This is a genomic window from Ruegeria sp. YKSD179 (genome assembly GCF_059612885.1).
The window spans coordinates 34,718-52,202 of record NZ_JBXWRL010000040.1 but is presented as its reverse complement, the minus strand read 5'-3'; the positions used below and the strand labels follow the sequence as shown (position 1 = coordinate 52,202).

Annotated in this window: 16 protein-coding genes; 5 read left to right on the top strand and 11 right to left on the bottom strand. The window is 52.2% G+C overall.

Annotation, left to right across the window (positions count from 1 at the left end; all coding sequences use genetic code 11):
- Window positions 1-234: adenylate/guanylate cyclase domain-containing protein (locus tag AC2FNE_RS17460; RefSeq protein WP_496805887.1), on the top strand; the 234-nt coding region annotated here is incomplete at its 5' end.
- Window positions 235-504: 270 nt separating this feature from the next.
- Here AC2FNE_RS17460 and AC2FNE_RS17455 read toward each other — a convergent pair.
- The 5 genes from AC2FNE_RS17455 to AC2FNE_RS17435 all read right to left on the bottom strand — a co-directional run bounded on the left by AC2FNE_RS17455 (window position 505) and on the right by AC2FNE_RS17435 (window position 6,261).
- Entirely contained in the window at window positions 505-1,215 is a 711-nt protein-coding gene (locus tag AC2FNE_RS17455) for a phosphoribosyltransferase (protein ID WP_496805886.1), read from the bottom strand.
- A 167-nt stretch (window positions 1,216-1,382) separates the two neighbouring features.
- On the bottom strand, window positions 1,383-1,829 hold the full coding sequence (locus AC2FNE_RS17450) for a universal stress protein (RefSeq protein ID WP_170480779.1): 447 nt from the start codon (window positions 1,827-1,829) through the stop codon (window positions 1,383-1,385).
- 155 nt (window positions 1,830-1,984) lie between these two features.
- The gene (gene ftsH, locus AC2FNE_RS17445; protein ID WP_170606297.1) at window positions 1,985-3,898 is read right to left on the bottom strand and encodes an ATP-dependent zinc metalloprotease FtsH; all 1,914 of its coding nucleotides are present in this window, start codon (window positions 3,896-3,898) and stop codon (window positions 1,985-1,987) included.
- Window positions 3,899-4,094: 196 nt separating this feature from the next.
- Window positions 4,095-4,472: a nuclear transport factor 2 family protein gene (locus AC2FNE_RS17440; RefSeq protein ID WP_170480775.1), complete on the bottom strand. Its 378-nt coding sequence runs from the start codon at window positions 4,470-4,472 to the stop codon at window positions 4,095-4,097.
- Window positions 4,473-4,728: 256 nt separating this feature from the next.
- Complete coding sequence (locus AC2FNE_RS17435; protein ID WP_170606295.1) at window positions 4,729-6,261, bottom strand: bifunctional aminoglycoside phosphotransferase/ATP-binding protein; 1,533 nt, start codon at window positions 6,259-6,261, stop codon at window positions 4,729-4,731.
- A 196-nt stretch (window positions 6,262-6,457) separates the two neighbouring features.
- Between AC2FNE_RS17435 and AC2FNE_RS17430 the strand changes: the two genes are divergently transcribed.
- Window positions 6,458-7,489 (top strand): AbrB family transcriptional regulator, encoded by a 1,032-nt coding sequence (locus tag AC2FNE_RS17430; RefSeq protein ID WP_170606293.1) that lies wholly within the window; start codon window positions 6,458-6,460, stop codon window positions 7,487-7,489.
- Here the strand turns inward: AC2FNE_RS17430 and AC2FNE_RS17425 are convergent.
- From AC2FNE_RS17425 to AC2FNE_RS17400, 6 genes are all read right to left on the bottom strand, one after another.
- Window positions 7,458-8,438: a D-2-hydroxyacid dehydrogenase family protein gene (locus AC2FNE_RS17425; protein WP_170606291.1), complete on the bottom strand. Its 981-nt coding sequence runs from the start codon at window positions 8,436-8,438 to the stop codon at window positions 7,458-7,460. The two genes, AC2FNE_RS17430 and AC2FNE_RS17425, sit on opposite strands and share 32 nt — an antisense overlap.
- Window positions 8,435-8,671 (bottom strand): hypothetical protein, encoded by a 237-nt coding sequence (locus AC2FNE_RS17420; protein WP_170606289.1) that lies wholly within the window; start codon window positions 8,669-8,671, stop codon window positions 8,435-8,437. Before AC2FNE_RS17420 ends, AC2FNE_RS17425 begins: the two co-directional genes overlap by 4 nt.
- Window positions 8,672-8,722: 51 nt before the next feature.
- Complete coding sequence (locus AC2FNE_RS17415) at window positions 8,723-9,811, bottom strand: 4-oxalomesaconate tautomerase (protein ID WP_496805885.1); 1,089 nt, start codon at window positions 9,809-9,811, stop codon at window positions 8,723-8,725.
- Entirely contained in the window at window positions 9,808-10,875 is a 1,068-nt protein-coding gene (locus AC2FNE_RS17410; RefSeq protein WP_170606285.1) for an isocitrate/isopropylmalate dehydrogenase family protein, read from the bottom strand. The genes AC2FNE_RS17415 and AC2FNE_RS17410 overlap by 4 nt, the downstream gene beginning before the upstream one ends.
- Window positions 10,872-12,902 carry a tripartite tricarboxylate transporter permease gene (locus tag AC2FNE_RS17405; protein WP_170606283.1) on the bottom strand — a complete coding sequence of 677 codons (2,031 nt, stop codon included), beginning with the start codon at window positions 12,900-12,902 and terminating at the stop codon, window positions 10,872-10,874. Before AC2FNE_RS17405 ends, AC2FNE_RS17410 begins: the two co-directional genes overlap by 4 nt.
- A 76-nt stretch (window positions 12,903-12,978) precedes the next feature.
- Window positions 12,979-14,067: a type 2 periplasmic-binding domain-containing protein gene (locus AC2FNE_RS17400; protein WP_170480762.1), complete on the bottom strand. Its 1,089-nt coding sequence runs from the start codon at window positions 14,065-14,067 to the stop codon at window positions 12,979-12,981.
- A gap of 139 nt (window positions 14,068-14,206) precedes the next feature.
- Here AC2FNE_RS17400 and AC2FNE_RS17395 point away from each other — a divergent pair, with 139 nt between their 5' ends.
- The 3 genes from AC2FNE_RS17395 to AC2FNE_RS17385 all read left to right on the top strand — a co-directional run bounded on the left by AC2FNE_RS17395 (window position 14,207) and on the right by AC2FNE_RS17385 (window position 17,429).
- Complete coding sequence (locus AC2FNE_RS17395; protein ID WP_170480761.1) at window positions 14,207-14,875, top strand: response regulator transcription factor; 669 nt, start codon at window positions 14,207-14,209, stop codon at window positions 14,873-14,875.
- Window positions 14,872-16,233, top strand: coding sequence for a sensor histidine kinase (locus tag AC2FNE_RS17390; protein WP_170480760.1), 1,362 nt, complete (start codon window positions 14,872-14,874; stop codon window positions 16,231-16,233). Before AC2FNE_RS17395 ends, AC2FNE_RS17390 begins: the two co-directional genes overlap by 4 nt.
- A gap of 182 nt (window positions 16,234-16,415) precedes the next feature.
- Window positions 16,416-17,429, top strand: a complete 1,014-nt coding sequence (locus tag AC2FNE_RS17385; protein ID WP_170606281.1) for a GlxA family transcriptional regulator — start codon at window positions 16,416-16,418, stop codon at window positions 17,427-17,429.
- The last annotated feature ends 56 nt before the right edge of the window (window positions 17,430-17,485 follow it).

The window sequence follows — 17,485 nt, the reverse complement described above, 5'->3', positions numbered from 1 at the left end:
ATTCACACCGGCGATGTTGTGCAATCTCGCGGTGATTTCTTTGGCACCGTAGTCAACAAGGCATCGCGTATAACGACTGCAGGCGTCGCGGGCGAAATTTTGATTTCGGATGCGACCCGAGCAATGGTTGGAGGAAGAACCTCATTTTGTTTTTCGGACACCGAGCCAAGGCAACTCAAAGGTCTGAGCGGGCGGCATACTCTATATCGGCTTGAGTGGAAAAGCACCTATTAGACCGGCAAAAGGTAACAACACAATCTGCCGATGAACCAAATTGGCCCGCGGTAGAGCCTGACTGTGGGTCACTTGTTGCGGGCCGCGTGACGAATAATACGTCTGGCGCTTGTCTTGCCCAATATCTTTCGCACTCAACGGTAGGTCTGTAACTGTAGCAGTCGAATTTTCGGGTAAGACAACTTGGCGGCGGACTCCTTACGCCGCCTTTGACGAATGTGTGTAATATGTGCTTGAGCGGGATAAAGGCCGGAAAGCGGCAATGATTTCTCACCGCCCTGCCTGCAGTAGACCTATAGTCTCTTCATCGCTGAGTTGATGGAAGTCGTCGTAAAACGCGCCAACACCAAAAAAAAGCTGTGCTGGGTTCAGACACACAACTTCGTCGGCCAGACTTTCGAACTCTTTTGCGACCTCAGCCGGTGCAACCGGGACCGCAATACAAACCTTCTTGGGGCCTTGTTGCGTCATAGAGATAAGCGCCGCCTTCATCGTTGCCCCAGTCGCCAGCCCATCATCGACAATGACAGCGGTTTTGTCCTTCGCAGAAATTTGCGCGCGGTCGCCGAGGTATCGCGATCGACGTCTTTCTAATTCGTGTAATTCCCTGGCGCGTGCCTTCTCGAGATAATTGGCGTCAGCGTGTGATCGTCTTTGGACCTCTTTGTTTATGACTGTTTGAGGGTTTTTGCCGTCGACGATCGCTCCAAGCGCTACTTCTCGCGATCCGGGCGCACCGATCTTGCGGACAAAAATTAGATCAAGCGGAGCCTTGATTGCATGTGCAACTTCGACTGCGACGGGTACCCCGCCGCGCGGCAAAGCATAAACAACAGGGTCATCCAACTCCATGGTTTGCAAGCGCTTGCCTAAACGACGTCCGGCTTCGGCGCGATCCGGGAATCTGATAGCAAGTTGGTCCATGTTACGTGCCTCCCAAACCTCTGACCGAACCAAGGAACCGTCCCCAGGGTCGGACATGGGAATTCTTCATGTGGAGTCTGGCACAGAGCGTCCAATTCGACTTTGACATCGGTCATATTGCAATGCTTGTGCCCGGGTTTCTCGTTATGGACTCTTTTGGTGGAACATCCCGCTTCATTTGAGGATTGTCGAAACGAAGTGAAAGCTCAGGCATGAGGACCAATTTATCTCACGACGAGGACAGGCCGCTTGCTTAATGCGATGACTTCAGAAGTCTGGCTACCTACCAACATTTTTTGTAGCCCACGGCGACCATGAGAAGCCATCACTATAAGTTCGCAATCGTACAGTTCAGCGGTATCCAGAATTCCTTCTGCCGGCCTACGATCCGCTATGTGACGAGTTTCAGAGGCAATCCCGGCAGATGCTGCTAGTTCATTGGCTTGCTTCAGAATTTCCTTTGCGGATTGGGCGGCTGCATCTTCATAGCCTCGAACTGCGTCTTGGCTTCCAAGCTCGGCCGCGCCAGCCATTTCAAGGGGCGACCACAGCTCGGTAACCGTTACGAACATCACACTGGCATTCAGGGATTTGGCAAGGCTTATACCTTGTTCGACAGCTCGCTGCGCCAGTTCGGATCCGTCGGTGGCAATTAATATTTTCTTGTACATGGGCCCTCCAAAACTCAGGTCGAAAAATTCCTAAATGTCCGCCGCCAACAAATGTTCTTGTTGTCCAGTTTTATCAGTGAGACTGGGTTCTCTTGATTGAGAAGGATCCTGCCATATTTTGCGACCAAAAACAGCGGCGCACACTGTCGAGAATGTCAACTATGCGGAACAACAGGTATTTTGGTCACTGAGTCAGGTGTATGACGAGGTTGCTCAATTTTCTTCTCAGGATCCAGGCATAACTGAATAGCAACGAAGTCCAGTGTTTCATTTTCTTCAAGCGCTGCAATTAGCTTTTCGGTCTCTGGTTTATGTTTTTTTATTATCGAAGTTGCCCGCGCTTCTGCGTCGACAAGCATCTTGATAATCGCTTGGTCCACTTGCGCCGCCGTAGTGTCGGAAACACTCGTGGGCTGCGCGATGGACCGCCCCAGAAATGGGTGGTCCTCGCTTTGCCGTAGGTCGATCGGACCGAGCTCATCCGTCATTCCCCACCGCGTCACCATTCGTCTGGCAATTTCGGTGGCCCTTCGGATGTCGTCATCAGCGCCGGAACTGACGGTTCCCAGGAACAATTGTTCTGCCGCTCGCCCTGCGAGCAATGTAACGATCTGGTCTTTGAGGAATGTTTCATTGAGAGTGTGACGTTCTCCCTCCGGTAAAGAATGTGTTCCGCCAAGGGCATGACCGCGTGGAATGATCGTGACTTTGTACAAAGGGTCAGCTTCGGGAGTGAAGTAAGAAACTGCGGTATGACCGGCTTCATGGACAGCTAACCGGTGCCGTTCGTCAGGTCGGATGGCGAGTGTGCGTACTGTCCCCATCATCACTTTGTCCCGTGCTTCATCAAGGTCACTGCGGGTGATCAGACCTGCGTTCCGGCGCGCTGCCGTGATTGCAGCTTCGTTGAGTAGATTCTTTAGATCAGCCCCTGAAAAGCCCGGTGTTCCAGCCGCAATCCAATCCAGATCGCTGGTATTTTCAAGTGGTAGCTTTCTTGCATGAATATCAAGAATGGCACGTCGGGCTTCTTTCTCAGGCAAGTTAAGCGTTACATGGCGGTCGAAACGGCCAGGCCTTAGCAAAGCAGGATCCAGAACATCTGGTCGGTTGGTTGCTGCCAGTACAACAACCGCTTCGCGTTCACTAAATCCGTCTAGTTCCGCAAGTATTTGGTTTAGTGTCTGTTCCCTTTCATCGTGGCCGCCGCCAAGCCCTGTTCCGCGGGTGCGACCGACGCTATCCAATTCGTCGATGAAAATAATTGACGGAGCAGCCTTGCGCGCTTCCTCAAACAAATTGCGGACCCGGCCCGCACCGACGCCAACGAAAATCTCAATAAATTCGGAACCAGACGTGGAAAAAAATGGGACATCGGCCTCGCCAGCAAGTGCTTTAGCCAACAGCGTTTTTCCTGTTCCCGGCGGTCCAACCAGCAAAACGCCATGCGGGACTTCGGCACCGACGCGGGCAAAACGCTGTGGGTCGCGCAGGAACTCCACCAATTCTGCAACCTCGCGTTTAGCCTGATCCTGGCCCGCCACATCCTGGAACGTCACTTTCTTTGCGGATGCATTCGGTTTGGAAAAACGTCCGCTAAGCAGCCCTCCGGAAATTCCACCTGGACCGCCGGCTATCCCGCCTGTCATTCGCCGCTGTAGCCAAAAGTAGACTGCGAGAATAAATACCCAAGGCAGTAGATAAATGAAGATTGACGTTTCAGATGGTTCCGTCGCCGTTATGTCGACATCGTTGTCTTCCAGCAGCGCAAGCAAGTCCGGATCGCCATGGACCGGGACAACGGCACTGAAAGTTTGTCCGCCGTCCTTGTCATCGGACTTGGTATTTACAATAATGCTATGCTCGCGCAGTTCAGCTGATTGCACTCGCCCCGCACGGACAAGCTCTTTCATGGCGCTGTATGTCAGCGTGGTTGCTTGCTGATTGGCAGGCGGAGCAAAAAAGCTTGTAACAATCAAAAGTCCTAGAACAGCCGCAAGCGCAACGTAATACATCCAATCGGGCCAGTTTGGTCCGTCGCGTGGACTTTGATATGGCTCTTTCGGCATAAGTGCAGTCTTTCAATCGGATCGTTACTGGTTGTTTCGGGCTGGGTCGGGTTGAGCGGATTTCTCTAGTTAGTGTCTGACCGGAGTAAATCAGTAGGCTGACTGCACCGCGGTAACCGTGCTTTGTTATTATTGGAAAAATCCAAGTTACCGGTTCACGGCTGCACCAAGTTTAGCCGAACTGCAAGGTGGCTTTCTATTTTGGCAACATGAAGAACTCTTCGAGAATAATTTTGTCGTCCTCCACCGAGTAAATTGCGATTTCACGGAGAGTTATATGCTTACCCGTAGACTTTTGCGTTACCTCGGCCCTGTAACGAACGCCAAAGCGATTTGGAGGGTGAACGTAGGGGCCGTCCGCGTCGAGTTCATGGATTTCATGTGTTACCAACCAATCCTCTCTTTTCGCTTTGATCGCATCCCGTCCTTTAGTTATCCGAAACTGCCGCACAGGAGGCACGACCGCCTCTATTGATTGAGCGTTTTCGGCATACATTTCGTCAACGTTTGAGATGCCCCTGCGTTCACGCATCGCCTGCACAAAGGATCTTCCAATTTCCACCAAATCTTCCATGCGAACCCTCCTAATTTGGCGTTCACTGTACCACTGCTTGCGTTAGCCAATCTTGATAAAGATCAATGTACAAAAAAGCTCGTTTCTGAGGATGGCAAATGGCTCAGCTAAGGTTGAATACAGAATTTACTGCGCTTTTGGCGCCCTATGGCAATGTCGGGCAACCGATATTCAGCAACCTGGGTGACAGGATTTGGGCACGAAATAACCTTAGCGGGGCTAGTTCGAAGCGTCTTCTGCGTTGGGATAATCAAGTTTATTTATGCTGATCCAAACCCAACGCGGTCACGATTTCCAGCCGGGTTTCGTCAATAGAACAAGAGGTTGAAAGCAGCGTCCAAGAAACGGGAACCGATTTCCATTCAAGTTGCATCTCCAAAACATCCACAGTGGCGTCAGATGCTGACTTGGCCCGGGTTTGAAGGCGTCGTTTAAGTACTGCCGATGCGGCGTCCAGCCAAATACCATCAAAAGGAACATTAACTTCTCGCGCTACATTTTCGATTTTATCTCTTCGGCCAGGAAAATCAAAAACTGCATCAACTATCACCGGGCTCCCGGCCTTTAGCAGAGCCTTGGCGCGATGTCCCATCGAGTCATATACTGCATCCGAAACATCGCGATGATAGGCCTTTTCTGGTAGCGGCGTCTGCGGATCGACGCCAAACATTGCTTTGCGTGCCCGATCACTTTCTATCACTCTTGCTCCGGGGGCACCCCCAAACGCAGGTGCAATTTCGTTTGATATGGTGGACTTGCCGCTTCCACTGAAGCCACCAATTGCAACTAATCGAGGCTTCGTGTTTCCTAATAGGGATGTCGCCAAGTCATAGTAAGTTCGGGCTTCTTTCCGCTTGGCGTTTGCGGGGTTGTCTTGCAGGTCCTCAGACTGTGTTGCCAGAACATGCGCACGTACAGCTGCACGAAGTGCAATGAAGTACGGCAAAAGCGGAAAACCGTCCTCTTCTTGTGAGAAATCAACATAGTGGTTTACGACAAGGTTTGCGAGGTGTCGCAAATCCCTGTGCCAAAGATCCATTGCAAGAAATGCCAAATCGTACAAAACATCTACTGTAGCGAGTTGGTCGTTGAAATCGATACAGTCAAATAGCCTTGGTTCCCCATCGAAGAGGCAAATATTTCTTAGATGAAGGTCTCCGTGACAACGCTTAATACAACCGCGCGCGGCTCGCATTTCAAAGATCCCGGCCTTCTGTTTCAATGCGGTTTGGAAGGCTTCGTCTAGTCGGTCTATTTCAGAATGCGTAAACACCGAGCCTTGTTTAAAGCCTGCCTTGTTAATGCTCAGCACGGCATGGATGTTATCAACGCCACCGGTTTGGACCGGCTTCGCCGACTTGTGAGCCTTCGCAATTGTTTTTGCCAAAACACTCATAATTTCAGGGGTTAGTTCTCCTCGCAAGGCCACTTGGTCTAGTATAGTTTCTTGCTCGAAACGTACCATTTCAACAACGGTGTCAATGACTTCCCCGCAGTTGCCGAAACTTAGTGTTGAACCGTTTCGGCTGATATGACGCACGCCAAGGTAGATCTCTGGCGAAGTAATCTTGTTCAGCTTAAATTCTTTTTCACAGGCGTTGGAGCGAATTTCAGGAGTAGAAAAATCTGCATACGGCAGTTGGACCGCTTTTTTCAGTTTATACGCCCGGTTTCCCGCTAGAAAAATAATGGAGATATGAGTTTCGATGACTTCGATTGGTTCGTAGACGCCGTAAGTGGCAGGGTCTGATAGGAATGCAACTACTTTGCTTTGGTCTCCGACAATCATCTTGGACCTCGTGAGCCGAGAATAGGATGCAATCAGAATAGACTAGAAAAAGCCGAACTAATTTGAGACGCATCAAAGGATGCAAAAAACCTAGTGCGCTTGCATATTGCACTGCTTGGTATACAACCGCATACAAATAAGCTGGTATTTCTGGAGTCTAATCTTGTCCGCCCGGAATTCTCAACTCACACCAACAATGCAGAGGTCCCTAACATTTGGCCTCGCAGCGTTGGGCACGTTGTTGTTTTGGGCGGCAAACCTGCCACTGCCATTTTTGTTTGGTCCAATGTCCGCGTGCCTGATTGCGGCTTTGGCCAAAGCGCCGCTTAGGGGATTTGGTCAGGTTTCAGTTGCTGCGAGAACAATTTTGGGAGTGGCCGTCGGAGCGTCGATTACACCAGCCCTTTTCGCAGATCTGCCAAAGATGGCTGCGTCGATAATGTTGATCCCGTTCTTTATCATTTTGATCGCGCTTATCGGTGTCCCCTTTTTTCGCAGGGTTTGGGGTTTTGATGACAAAACAGCGTTTTATGCAGCCATGCCCGGTGGATTGCAGGACATGATTATTTTTGGCACCGAAGCTGGGGCTGATCCGCGTACATTGTCCTTGATCCATGGCACGCGCGTTTTGATCATAGTTACCTTGGCGCCTTTGTTTCTGACGGTCTTCTATGGCGCGGAATTGACTAACCCCGTTGGTGAGCCCGCGCGCGACCTTCCCGTGCATGAACTGCTGCTCATGGTGGCCGCAGCTCTTGTGGGTTGGAAAGGCGGCGAGAAAGTCGGGTTGTTCGGTGCCTCGATACTTGGGCCAATGATTCTGACAGCTATGCTGTCACTTGGTGACTTCATCCATTCACGCCCTCCTCGTGAAGCTGTACTGGTGGCCCAGTTCTTCATTGGCTGCGGGATTGGCGTACAGTTTACCGGTGTTACATGGAGTGAACTGCGCCGTGTGGTTGCCGCCGGTGTGGCTTACGTCACCATTTTAGCGATACTGGCGGCAGCCTTCACAGCCATCGTCACCGCATTGGGCCTCGGCCGCCCAGTCGAGGCGTTTCTGGCCTTTGCCCCAGGCGGTCAGGCTGAAATGACAGTTCTGGCGATCGTCTCGGGTGCCGATTTAGGCTTTGTTATCACACACCATCTAACACGGATTGTATTGGTAATAATCGGCGCGCCGATTGCAGCCAATCTCATTCTGCGTTGGACCAAACCTCGGGATTGATCATGTGGATCGGTTCACCTTCGGCAAAGGCGTTTACTTGGTCAAAGATATCCGCGAACTGCAGATCAAACTCGTCTTCGGTGACAAATCCGATATGGGGCGTCGCGATCAAGTGCGGATGTGCCAGTAGAGGGTCGTTGGGATCAGTAAGTGGTTCAGTATCAAAAACATCGATTGCTGCCATGCCAGGACGGCCACTATTGAGGCTTTTGAGCAAAGCCCCCTGCGCAACTAGCCCTGCACGGGAAGTGTTCACAAACAGGGAACCTGGTTGCATCGCGCCCAAATCTTCTGCTGTTATGATACCGTTTGTTTCCGGTTTTAGACGCACGTGAATGGAAACAACGTCGCTGTTGGCAAAGAATGCCTCGCGGTTGGGTGCAATGATCGCGCCATCGGCAGTCGCGCGGGCGCGACCTGCGTCGGACGACCACCAGACGACAGACATTCCAAATGCTTCAGCATATCCGGCGACCGTGCGAGCGATACGCCCATATCCGTAAAGGCCCAATTGCCGACCACGCAGTGTTTTACCTACCCCGGCTTGCCAGCAACCCGCCTTGACAGATGCCATTTGCGCAGGAAGGTCACGCATGCCAGCCATTATCAGAGCCCAAGTCAGCTCGGCCGCGGCATACGAGGGTGTTCCTCCATGCATGTTCGAACACAGCAACACTCTGTTATCTGTACAAGCCTGCACATCGACATGAGGATAGACACTGCGCTGGCTGATTAGTCGCAGGTTTGGCAATTGCGTCAGTAATTCCCTTGTCACATTGGTGCGTTCACGAAAAAGTACCAGCACTTCGGCGTCCCGTAGGCGCGCGGCTAGCTCGGTAGAGCTTTCTACGTGGTCCGTCCAGACCGTAATGTCGTGTCCCGCCAGCTTGTCAAAACACGGCAACCCTCGAAGTGTGTCGAACCAATCGTCTAGAATGTGAACTTTCATCGGCTTTCAATGCTCATCCCGATATCCAACCTTCTTGGGGTTGGGACAAAATGCGGCGCTTCAAGAGCGGCGAGCGCATTTCGAATGCGCTGACTTTGGTCCAAAAGGTGATTGAACTGCTCGTCACAACCGGCAATCGGTGTTGGGTAGTCTGCCATTTCTCTCCGCAAGGCTGCTTGCGCAAGCCTGAGTTCCTGACGCGCGATCATGAGGCATTCAGAGTAGTCCGTCATTGTGGCTCCTCCTAATTGTATACTAAAGTATACCAAATGGCATCAACCCAATCAACTCCCATCCCAAACCTCTTTCGGGACATAAATATAGCCATCTGCCAGTTTGCGAGCCGTTCGAACCAGGCCTGCAGAGTTCAGGACAAAACTTTCATTATTGGAAAAGTCGATCAAGACGTCGATTGTTCCCGAGGCATGCTCAAGCTCAATTTCCGCAGGGCAGGAATTGGGGCGGTTTAGTAAACCATCAGAAACTGTTCCCGGCGTCAGTGCACAGGATGCCAAGCATTGGGCGCCAGTAACGGCCATCGTTGGATGAGTTTTCCATGGCATGAAATACCTGACGGCAATGGTTCCTCCGTCTTTGGCGGGTGCCAGAAGCCCAAACTTGGGAGTTACAGACTTCGAAACGTCTCCCATGCCCATTGCAAGACCGGCTTCGATCCTAAGTTTCTCCATACGGTCAAAGAACTCTTCGTTTCCATCAAGTTCTTCTGCGCTTTCGTAGCCTGACAAACCAAAGTCAGCTGCGCGGGCTATTACCAAGGGCATCGCGACATCCATGCAGGTCACTTCAATCCCTTGAATAGAGTCACGCAAGTTACCTGTGGGCAGGAATGCACCGGTCGAAGACCCTACTACGCCCATAAAACTCAACTGGATCGGAGCCGCCTGCCCGGGCACACCAGCAATCTGTGACCCGCCATCATAAGTCAATTGGCCACCGGGTGTTTGGACCTTGGCCTCTACCTGTGCACCAGTGTTGACTGCGCGAATGCGAACTTTGGTTTCTTCGCCCTGAGTCTGGATCAACCCCATTTCAATTGCTGCGGGACCAACACCAGACAGAATGTTGCCGCAGGTGGGCTTAAAGTCGACCAGCCTCTCCTCAACCGAGACCTGGGCAAAGAAATAGTCGATGTCTGCCCATTCATCATCGCTGGGCGAAAGCATTGCGACTTTGGTGGTAACTGCAGCGCCACCGCCAATTCCATCAATATTTAGTGGATGGCCGGCACCGATGGCGGCAATCAGAACTTCCGCCAACTTATCCAAATCCTGCGGCAAATCAGACCTGAGAAAATAGGGGCCGCGCGATGTGCCGCCTCGCATGAAAACGTAGGGTATTGCGGTTTGGGTCATCTCGCGCCCTCCTCAACAAGTTTGCAAAGAACTTCGGTGAATGCACTTGTGCCAAGCGTACCTTGCAGGTCGCGCGTGCGTGTTTCGGGCGATTCCAATGCAACTCCCACAGAGGCTCGGATAAGATCTGCTGCGTTAGTTTCACCGAGATGCCGAAGCAGCATTTCAACTGATAATACAAGCGAAACCGGATTTGCCACGTCTCTACCGGCGATATCCGGAGCCGAGCCATGCTGCGCCTGTGCAACCGCGTGACGAGCACCGAAATTGAGGGACCCAGCCAGCCCCAAACCACCGGCTAGCTCTGAGGCGAGATCGCTTAGAATATCGCCGAACATATTCGTCGTAATCAATACGTCGAACCGTGTAGGATCGCGAACCAGATGCGCCGCAGCCGCGTCTACAAGCATTTCCTTATAGGCAACGGAGGGAAACTCTTTGGCGACTGAACGCGTGCATTCCAAGAACAAGCCATCCGTCATACGCATGACGTTTGCCTTGTGAACGACGGTAACATGTTTGGCCGGACGGGACGCGGCCAATTCGAAACCGGCGCGTGCGATGTCGAGACTTGCTTTGCGCGTCACCTTCCGAACAGCCAACGCAACGTCCGGTTCGGGCATAAATTCACCACAGCCTGCGAACATATTGCGATCTGCATAGAACCCTTCAAGGTTCTCGCGCATCACGATCAGGTCGAAGGATTTGCGCGAAGGTGCGTCTAGTCCGACCCATGTCTTGGCGGGTCGATGATTTGCAAAAAGCTCCAGTTCTTTTCGCAGTACGCCTGAAGGATTTCGCCCACCCTGTTCGACTGGCGGATATTCATTGTGCGAAACCGGACCAAGGATCACACCGTCGACAGACTCGGCGGCCTCAATCACCGACTGTGGGATCGTCGATCCTTTGGCTTTCAACGCAGCAAAACCGATATCCATCTTCTCGGTTTGGATCTTGCGATTAAGGACACGGCCGGCGGCTTGAACAACCGCCAGCGTCGCGTTCACGATCTCTGGCCCGATGCCATCCCCTTCGAGGCAAAGAAGCCTTAGGGGTTCTGTCATTTTAGAGGCCACGGCAGATCAACTAAACCCTGCAGAAGGCCGGGCGGAAAATCCCGGTTTAGTGCACCGGCCATGAAACACATAAAGCCTATGCCGCATGCGGTCAGGATCAGTGTAATCTGCCAGCTTGATCCGGCGCGAATGCGAAAGAAGGCGATCAAGAACCCGAATAGCGCAAGGATGAAGCCGACGACCCAAGTAGCTGCGATCAGACCAGCAAACCATGCCAGTGTGGACCAAAGCCCATGAGGTGCATTTGCATCCTCACCTGCGATTTCCTTGTCTGCAAAGATCGGATCGCCCTCGGGCCGTCGCATCATTTGGATTAACAAAACAACACAACAGAAGAGCGAGACTGTGCCGATAACCAGCGGGATAATCTTGTCGGTCATGTTATAGTTCGGGATCATATTGGCGTTAACCAAGGCCACAATCAAATAGGCCATAATAACGAGCAGAAAAATCAAAGGCGCACGCTTGCTGCCCGACTGAACCTCTCCTTCAGCCATGATCATCTTGGCCTGACGAACTCCAAAAATGACCGATACAACTGTAACCACGATCAAAACAATCACGATCGGGCTGAAGACATATTCCATACCCTCGCCAAAGCTTTTGCGAAACCTGAACGATGCGATCTGGAACGCTTGATTGGTAAACTTCTCAACTGGGTTAGACAGGACAAAGCCGATAAGGAAGGCTGGGCGCGACCAGTCAAACCGACGCAGGAATATCCCGATCAAACCGATCACGAACAGGGCCAGCAGGTCTTCGAAGTTCTGACCGGATTGAAATGCTGCAAAGCTAATCAGCATGAACAGGAACGGAGCCAGATATGTAAAGCGGATTGTAGTTAGCTTGGCGATACCGCCCGAAGCCGCGATGCACAATATGGTGCCCACAACGTTAGCCAGAGCCAGTAACCAGACAATCGAATAGGTGATATCGAGATTGTCCTTGAGCATGCTTGGCCCAACCTCGATGTTGCCTGAACCGAGCAGGGCGACAGCACCAATGAAGATTGCCATAGAGCCTGATCCCGGAATACCGAAAAGCAAGGTCGGAACCAAACCGCCGCCTTCCTTGGCATTGTTCGAACTTTCCGGGCCGATGACTCCACGTACTTCACCTTTGCCAAAGTTGCTTTTGTCTTTGGTTGATTGAACCGAGTGTCCATAGGCAATCCAATCTACGACCGAACCTCCGAGACCCGGAATGACACCAACGACCACGCCGATTATCGAACAACGAACAGACAACCAAATGTTCGCGGCCCAGTCTTTCACACCGTCAAGCCACCCGGCCCCCAGTGAAGCGCCCTTGGCAATCGAACGATCCTGTCGCAGCAGCGATACGATTTCTGGTACGGCGAATATGCCCAGCCCGACGATGACCAGTTTCAGCCCATCTGTCAGATAAGGAATGTCATAGGTCGCCATTCGCAGCGATCCACCGGCGTCTGCCTCACCGATGGTTCCGACCATCAGGCCCAAACCAGCCGCCGCTACTCCTTTCAACGGTATGCGACCCGCAAGGATAGCGACCATCGAAAGACCCAGAATGGTGATCATCAACATCTCGGGTAGGCCAAAAGCCAAAACTATAGGCCGCGCAACAAGGATGAACATTGTCAGAAATGTTGCACCGACCAAGCCACCGAAAAGAGACGATGCAAAGGCTGCAGACAAGGCCCGCGCTGCCTCACCATTCTTGGCCATTGGAAAGCCGTCGAGAACCGTCGCCTGAGATGCTGAACTGCCCGGGATCCCCATCAATACCGAGGCAAAGGTATCAGAGGTCGGAACGACTGCGACCATGCCGATCATTAACGCCAGTCCAAGGATAGGGTCCATTCCAAACATGAACGGCAGCAGCAAGGACAAACCAGCAATTCCACCAAGCCCAGGAAAAACACCTACGGCCAGTCCCATTACAACGCCGAGTACGAGATAGCCCAGAACGATAGGTTGCAGGATCAATCCCCACGCGTCACCCAGCGCAGGCATTGCAGTGGCAAAAACCTCCATAACGGCCGCCTTTCATTACTTTTTTGGGAATGTAATAGCGCGTGCCCTATGTTTTGGCACGCGCTGGGACGTCAGCCTAGTTCAGCTCGACACCATAGGCTTCTTTGAGCCAATTTAGTACATACGCCTTGGCGTCATCGTTAACGCTTGTCGCTGTTTGCAGTGCAGCCTTAGAGCCGTCGCCAACAAAAACGGGGTACTTGCCAACACGCTTGGAGGAAATCTCTTCAAAGTCACCTCGTTCAGTAACAGCCTGGAAGGCCGCGGTGTAAGCGTCGACAACTTCCTGAGGTGTATCACCGGGCAGAAAGGCCAGCTTTTGAACCGGGAAACCGGCGACAAAGAACGCCTTCCATGCGTCCCAAGCCTCGCCGCTGGTTTCGCAGCCATCGGTGGCTTCACAAACCTCTTTGAAGGTCGGGATATCGGGGAATGTCGGATCACGTACGATATTGCCATCGGCATCCAATGCGCCCCAGGTCATCATCGGCACGGCTTGGCCCGCCTCGACCAGCGGTACGGAACCGCCCAGGTAACCAGAGGATGTCTGGTAATCAATGTTTGCTTCGCCGCGTTCAAACATCAGGCGACCGTCGCCACGACCCTTGATACCGAACACGGGTTCTACATTCATGCCCAGCATCTGCCATGCCAGCAAGGGTACCAGGTCCAGACGCGTTGCACCCTGTGAGCCATATATGAAGTTGGTGTCCTTCAGCGCGTTTGCGGAGCCATCGAATTTGGCACCATCTTCAGCATTCAGATAAGCCACACCTCCGGTGCCGGATGCCATCACGGGAATCCAGTCATTGTACTCATATCGTACACGCGGGTCGCTTAGCAGGTATGGAAACTGGGTCGAGCCTGAGGTGCCAAATAAAAGAGTTCCATCGTCGTGCTTTTGTTCCTGGAACCAGTTCGCTCCCTTTGTCGATCCGGCGCCGGGCATGAATTTCACGACAACGGTGGGTTGACCCGGCAGGGCTTCTGACAGAAGCGGAGCAAAAAAGTTGGCCCACTTGGCCGAGCCGCCAGTTTCTGAGAATGGGATAACCCACTCAACAGTTTTGCCCGAGAAATCGACCTCCGCAGCGGCAGGCGCGGCCAAACCGACAGCGGCTATCAGTCCTACGACTGCGCGACGGGTAAAGTTTGAAATGGTCATTGGTTCCTCCCTATTGACCAGAAAACCACAGACGAGCTTGACGCGCCGCCGTGACATCAAATGAAACTGTGGGGTTGATTCCCCCTCCCATCTGGCAATCATGAGGCTTCAACCTTGCGTGAAACTTGCAGGAGTACGAATGCGGATCGTCATCGTCGAGGATAACGAAACCCTCGCCAACGCCATAGCTTATCGTCTGCGTGACCGTGGTCATGCGGTAGATGTTCTAACGGACGGAGACGCGGCAGAACTTCATCTAGGTCAGGAAGGTGCGGATCTGATTGTGTTGGATATCAATCTGCCGCGCCGTTCCGGGTTGGAGATTTTACGATCCCTGCGTGCCCGCGGGGATGGCGCTCCGGTAATTTTGCTGACAGCGCGTTCCGAGACGAGCGATCGGGTTTCGGGACTGGATATGGGTGCGGATGACTATTTGGTAAAACCATTTGAGATGGACGAATTGGAAGCGCGTATTCGGGCATTATCCCGGCGAAAACAGCTGGATTATGAGGCCAGCGAGATTGTCGGCGGGCTTGAGTTCGACCGCAGTGCACGACAGGTCAGCGTAAATGGCCAAGTCTTGGAAATTCCGCGTCGAGAAATTGCCGTATTGGAGTGCCTGTTGGAACGTCGCGGAAGGATAGTACCCAAAAGCCAACTCATCGATTTTGTATATGGCGTAGGCGCCGATGTAGAAGAATCTGCCGTAGAACCTCATGTATCACGTCTGCGGAAAAGGCTGCTGGATTTGGGTATCCGGATTAAAATGGCTCGGGGTCTTGGCTATTTGCTTGAGGTTCAAAAGTGAACCAACACGGATCGCTCAGGCGCAGGCTGTTTTTTCTGATTTTGACGCCACTGATCCTGATCGCGGTTTTGTTAGGGGTCTGGCGTTTCGCAGTCGCACAGCGTACGGCGCAAGAGCTTTTTGACGACAGTCTACTTTCTGCTGGTCTTGCGATTTCACGAGACGTGGCAATTTCTGGTGGGGACGCGCTGCTTCCGTCAACTCGCAACATGATCAGACAAGCATCGGGTGGAGAAATCTTCTACCACGTGACAGGTCCGGGCGGCATATATGTGACAGGATATGCGTATCCGCCGTCTTCTTCGGCGTCTGGCCAACAGGACCCCTATAAGCCGCATTTTTTTGAAGCTGAGTATCGAAACGAACCGGTTCGCGTACTTCGGATGACCGAGAGGGTCGCTTTGGAGAACCTTGTTGGAGACGCGACCGTCACCGCCTGGCAACTTACTTCGGACCGCAATGCCTTTGCCAATCAACTGTCGATACGCGCCGCTGTTTTAATGGGGATTTTGCTTGTTACGCTCGCCATAGTTGTCTGGTTTGGTGTCGCTCATGGTTTACGGCCTTTGTTGGATTTGCAGGACGCGATTGATTTGCGTTCACCAGATGACCTCAGTGAAATCAGAAGGCCAGTGCCCGCCGAGGTGCAAGGTGTCGTCAAAACCCTTAACCGCCTCTTTCGGCAGACGGAACAGAGCATAATTGCGCATCAAAGGTTTATTTCAGAAGCGGCACACCAGCTGAGAAACCCTGCGGCGGCGGTACAATCCATGGCCGAGGCACTGCAAGATGCGAAGACAGATCAAGACAAAGAAAAACGCATCTCTGAATTGGTCACTGCCGCCAAAAACTCGGCCACAGTTGCGGAACAACTTCTGTCCCTCGAGCGGCTCAGGTACCCGACTCGGCAAGATCAGATTGATGAGTTCGACTTTCGGAAAGTAGCCGAGGAAGCTGCAGCAGAAATGGGCGTTCAAATTCTTGCCAGAGGTATCGAATTCGAGGTCGCGATGCCCGATACCAAGGTCATTGTCTCGGGCGATCGGATTTTCCTAAGCGAGGCCATCAAGAATTTACTCGACAACTCATTGAAGCATGGTGGCGAGAAACTGAGCAAGATTTCGGTCTCCGTGCGTCAGGATGAAAAGGCCGTGATGTTGACCGTAAAAGATGATGGCAAAGGTCTGTCCCCGGACCAAAGTAAAACGGTTTTTGATCGCTTTTCGCAACTGGAGCATTCCGAAGGAAGTGGGCTGGGTCTTTCGATTGCATTGGCGGTCGCGCAACGTCACCGTGGTCAAATTACTATCGACAACGTGCCGCAAGGCGCGAGCCTTACACTAATGTTGCCACGATAGGGTTGCCGACTGACCAAACAAAAAGCTACGTGAAGTTTGAGCTCAACAGAGATCTCTAGAAAATTAACCAATGTAATTTGACAGAACAGAATTGAGCGGTAACCGACTTTTAAACAGTCTTGCGCATCTGACTCAAAAGTCATTTCCTGAATGCAGTGTCCTGCAATCTAGGTAACGGCGAAATGGCGAAGAACTCAGATGTTGAAACCCGTCTGGTGGTGATCGTTACTCCAAGTTTTAACATGTCCGCTACGATGAGCTTCATCGACCCGTTTCGAGCCGCAAACTACCTTGACGGTAAGTCCCATTTTAAATGGGTATTTGTATCAGAGTCCGGAGGGATTTGCCCCTCGAGCAATGGTACAAATATCGAAACTCAAGCACTGGATGAGATCACCGCTCAACCGGTGGATATCGCAATTGTGTCGTCCAGCTGGACGCCGGAAAAACATATGACAGTCAATATTGGCAAGGCGTTGCGCAACTGGGGCAGGGGAGGTTCGACCTTGGGCGCGTTGGATACTGGAGCATTTATTCTTGCGCAGGCCGGATTGCTGGTCGGTCATCGTGCAACTGTACACTATGAACATATCGACGCCTTTCAAGAGCTGTTTCCAGAGATTGAGGTTGTCGAAAATCTTTATGTACTAGACCGCAACCGCGTCACCTGCTGTGGTGGAACGGCATCGGTGGATTTTGCTCTTCAGATATTACAGGGAATACATGGCAGTGCTCTTGCGAATGCAGCGGCCAGATATGTTTTCCACGATCGGTTAAGAGGACCGACTGCGATGCAACAACCTGAAGGCAACGAGCCTTTGGGCGCAGTTATTCCCTCCACCCTCAAATCGGCAATTCAAGTCATGGAAGCCAATCTGGAAGATACGATTTCTCTCCCGGAAATCTGTAAGAGAGCTGGCGTTTCGCACCGTCAACTAAACCGATTGTTCGCGACATACATTAAAAAAGCTCCTGCGTTGTACTACCGCGATATCAGGCTTGATCGGGCGCGCGGGCTTGTCACACAGACGGAACTTCCTATCGCCGAAATTGCCATGGCGTCCGGATTCGACAGCCAAGTGCATTTCAGTCGTTCTTATAAGGAAAGGTTTGGCCTTCCGCCTAGTCATGATCGTATCGAAGGGCGCGTTCCATTCGAATACAGGGCTTGGCCAATGCATCGCAAATCCGGGTAGTATTTCGCAATCCGCTGGATGGCTAAAAAAGTAAAAATTGTGGCGAAAAAAGATAA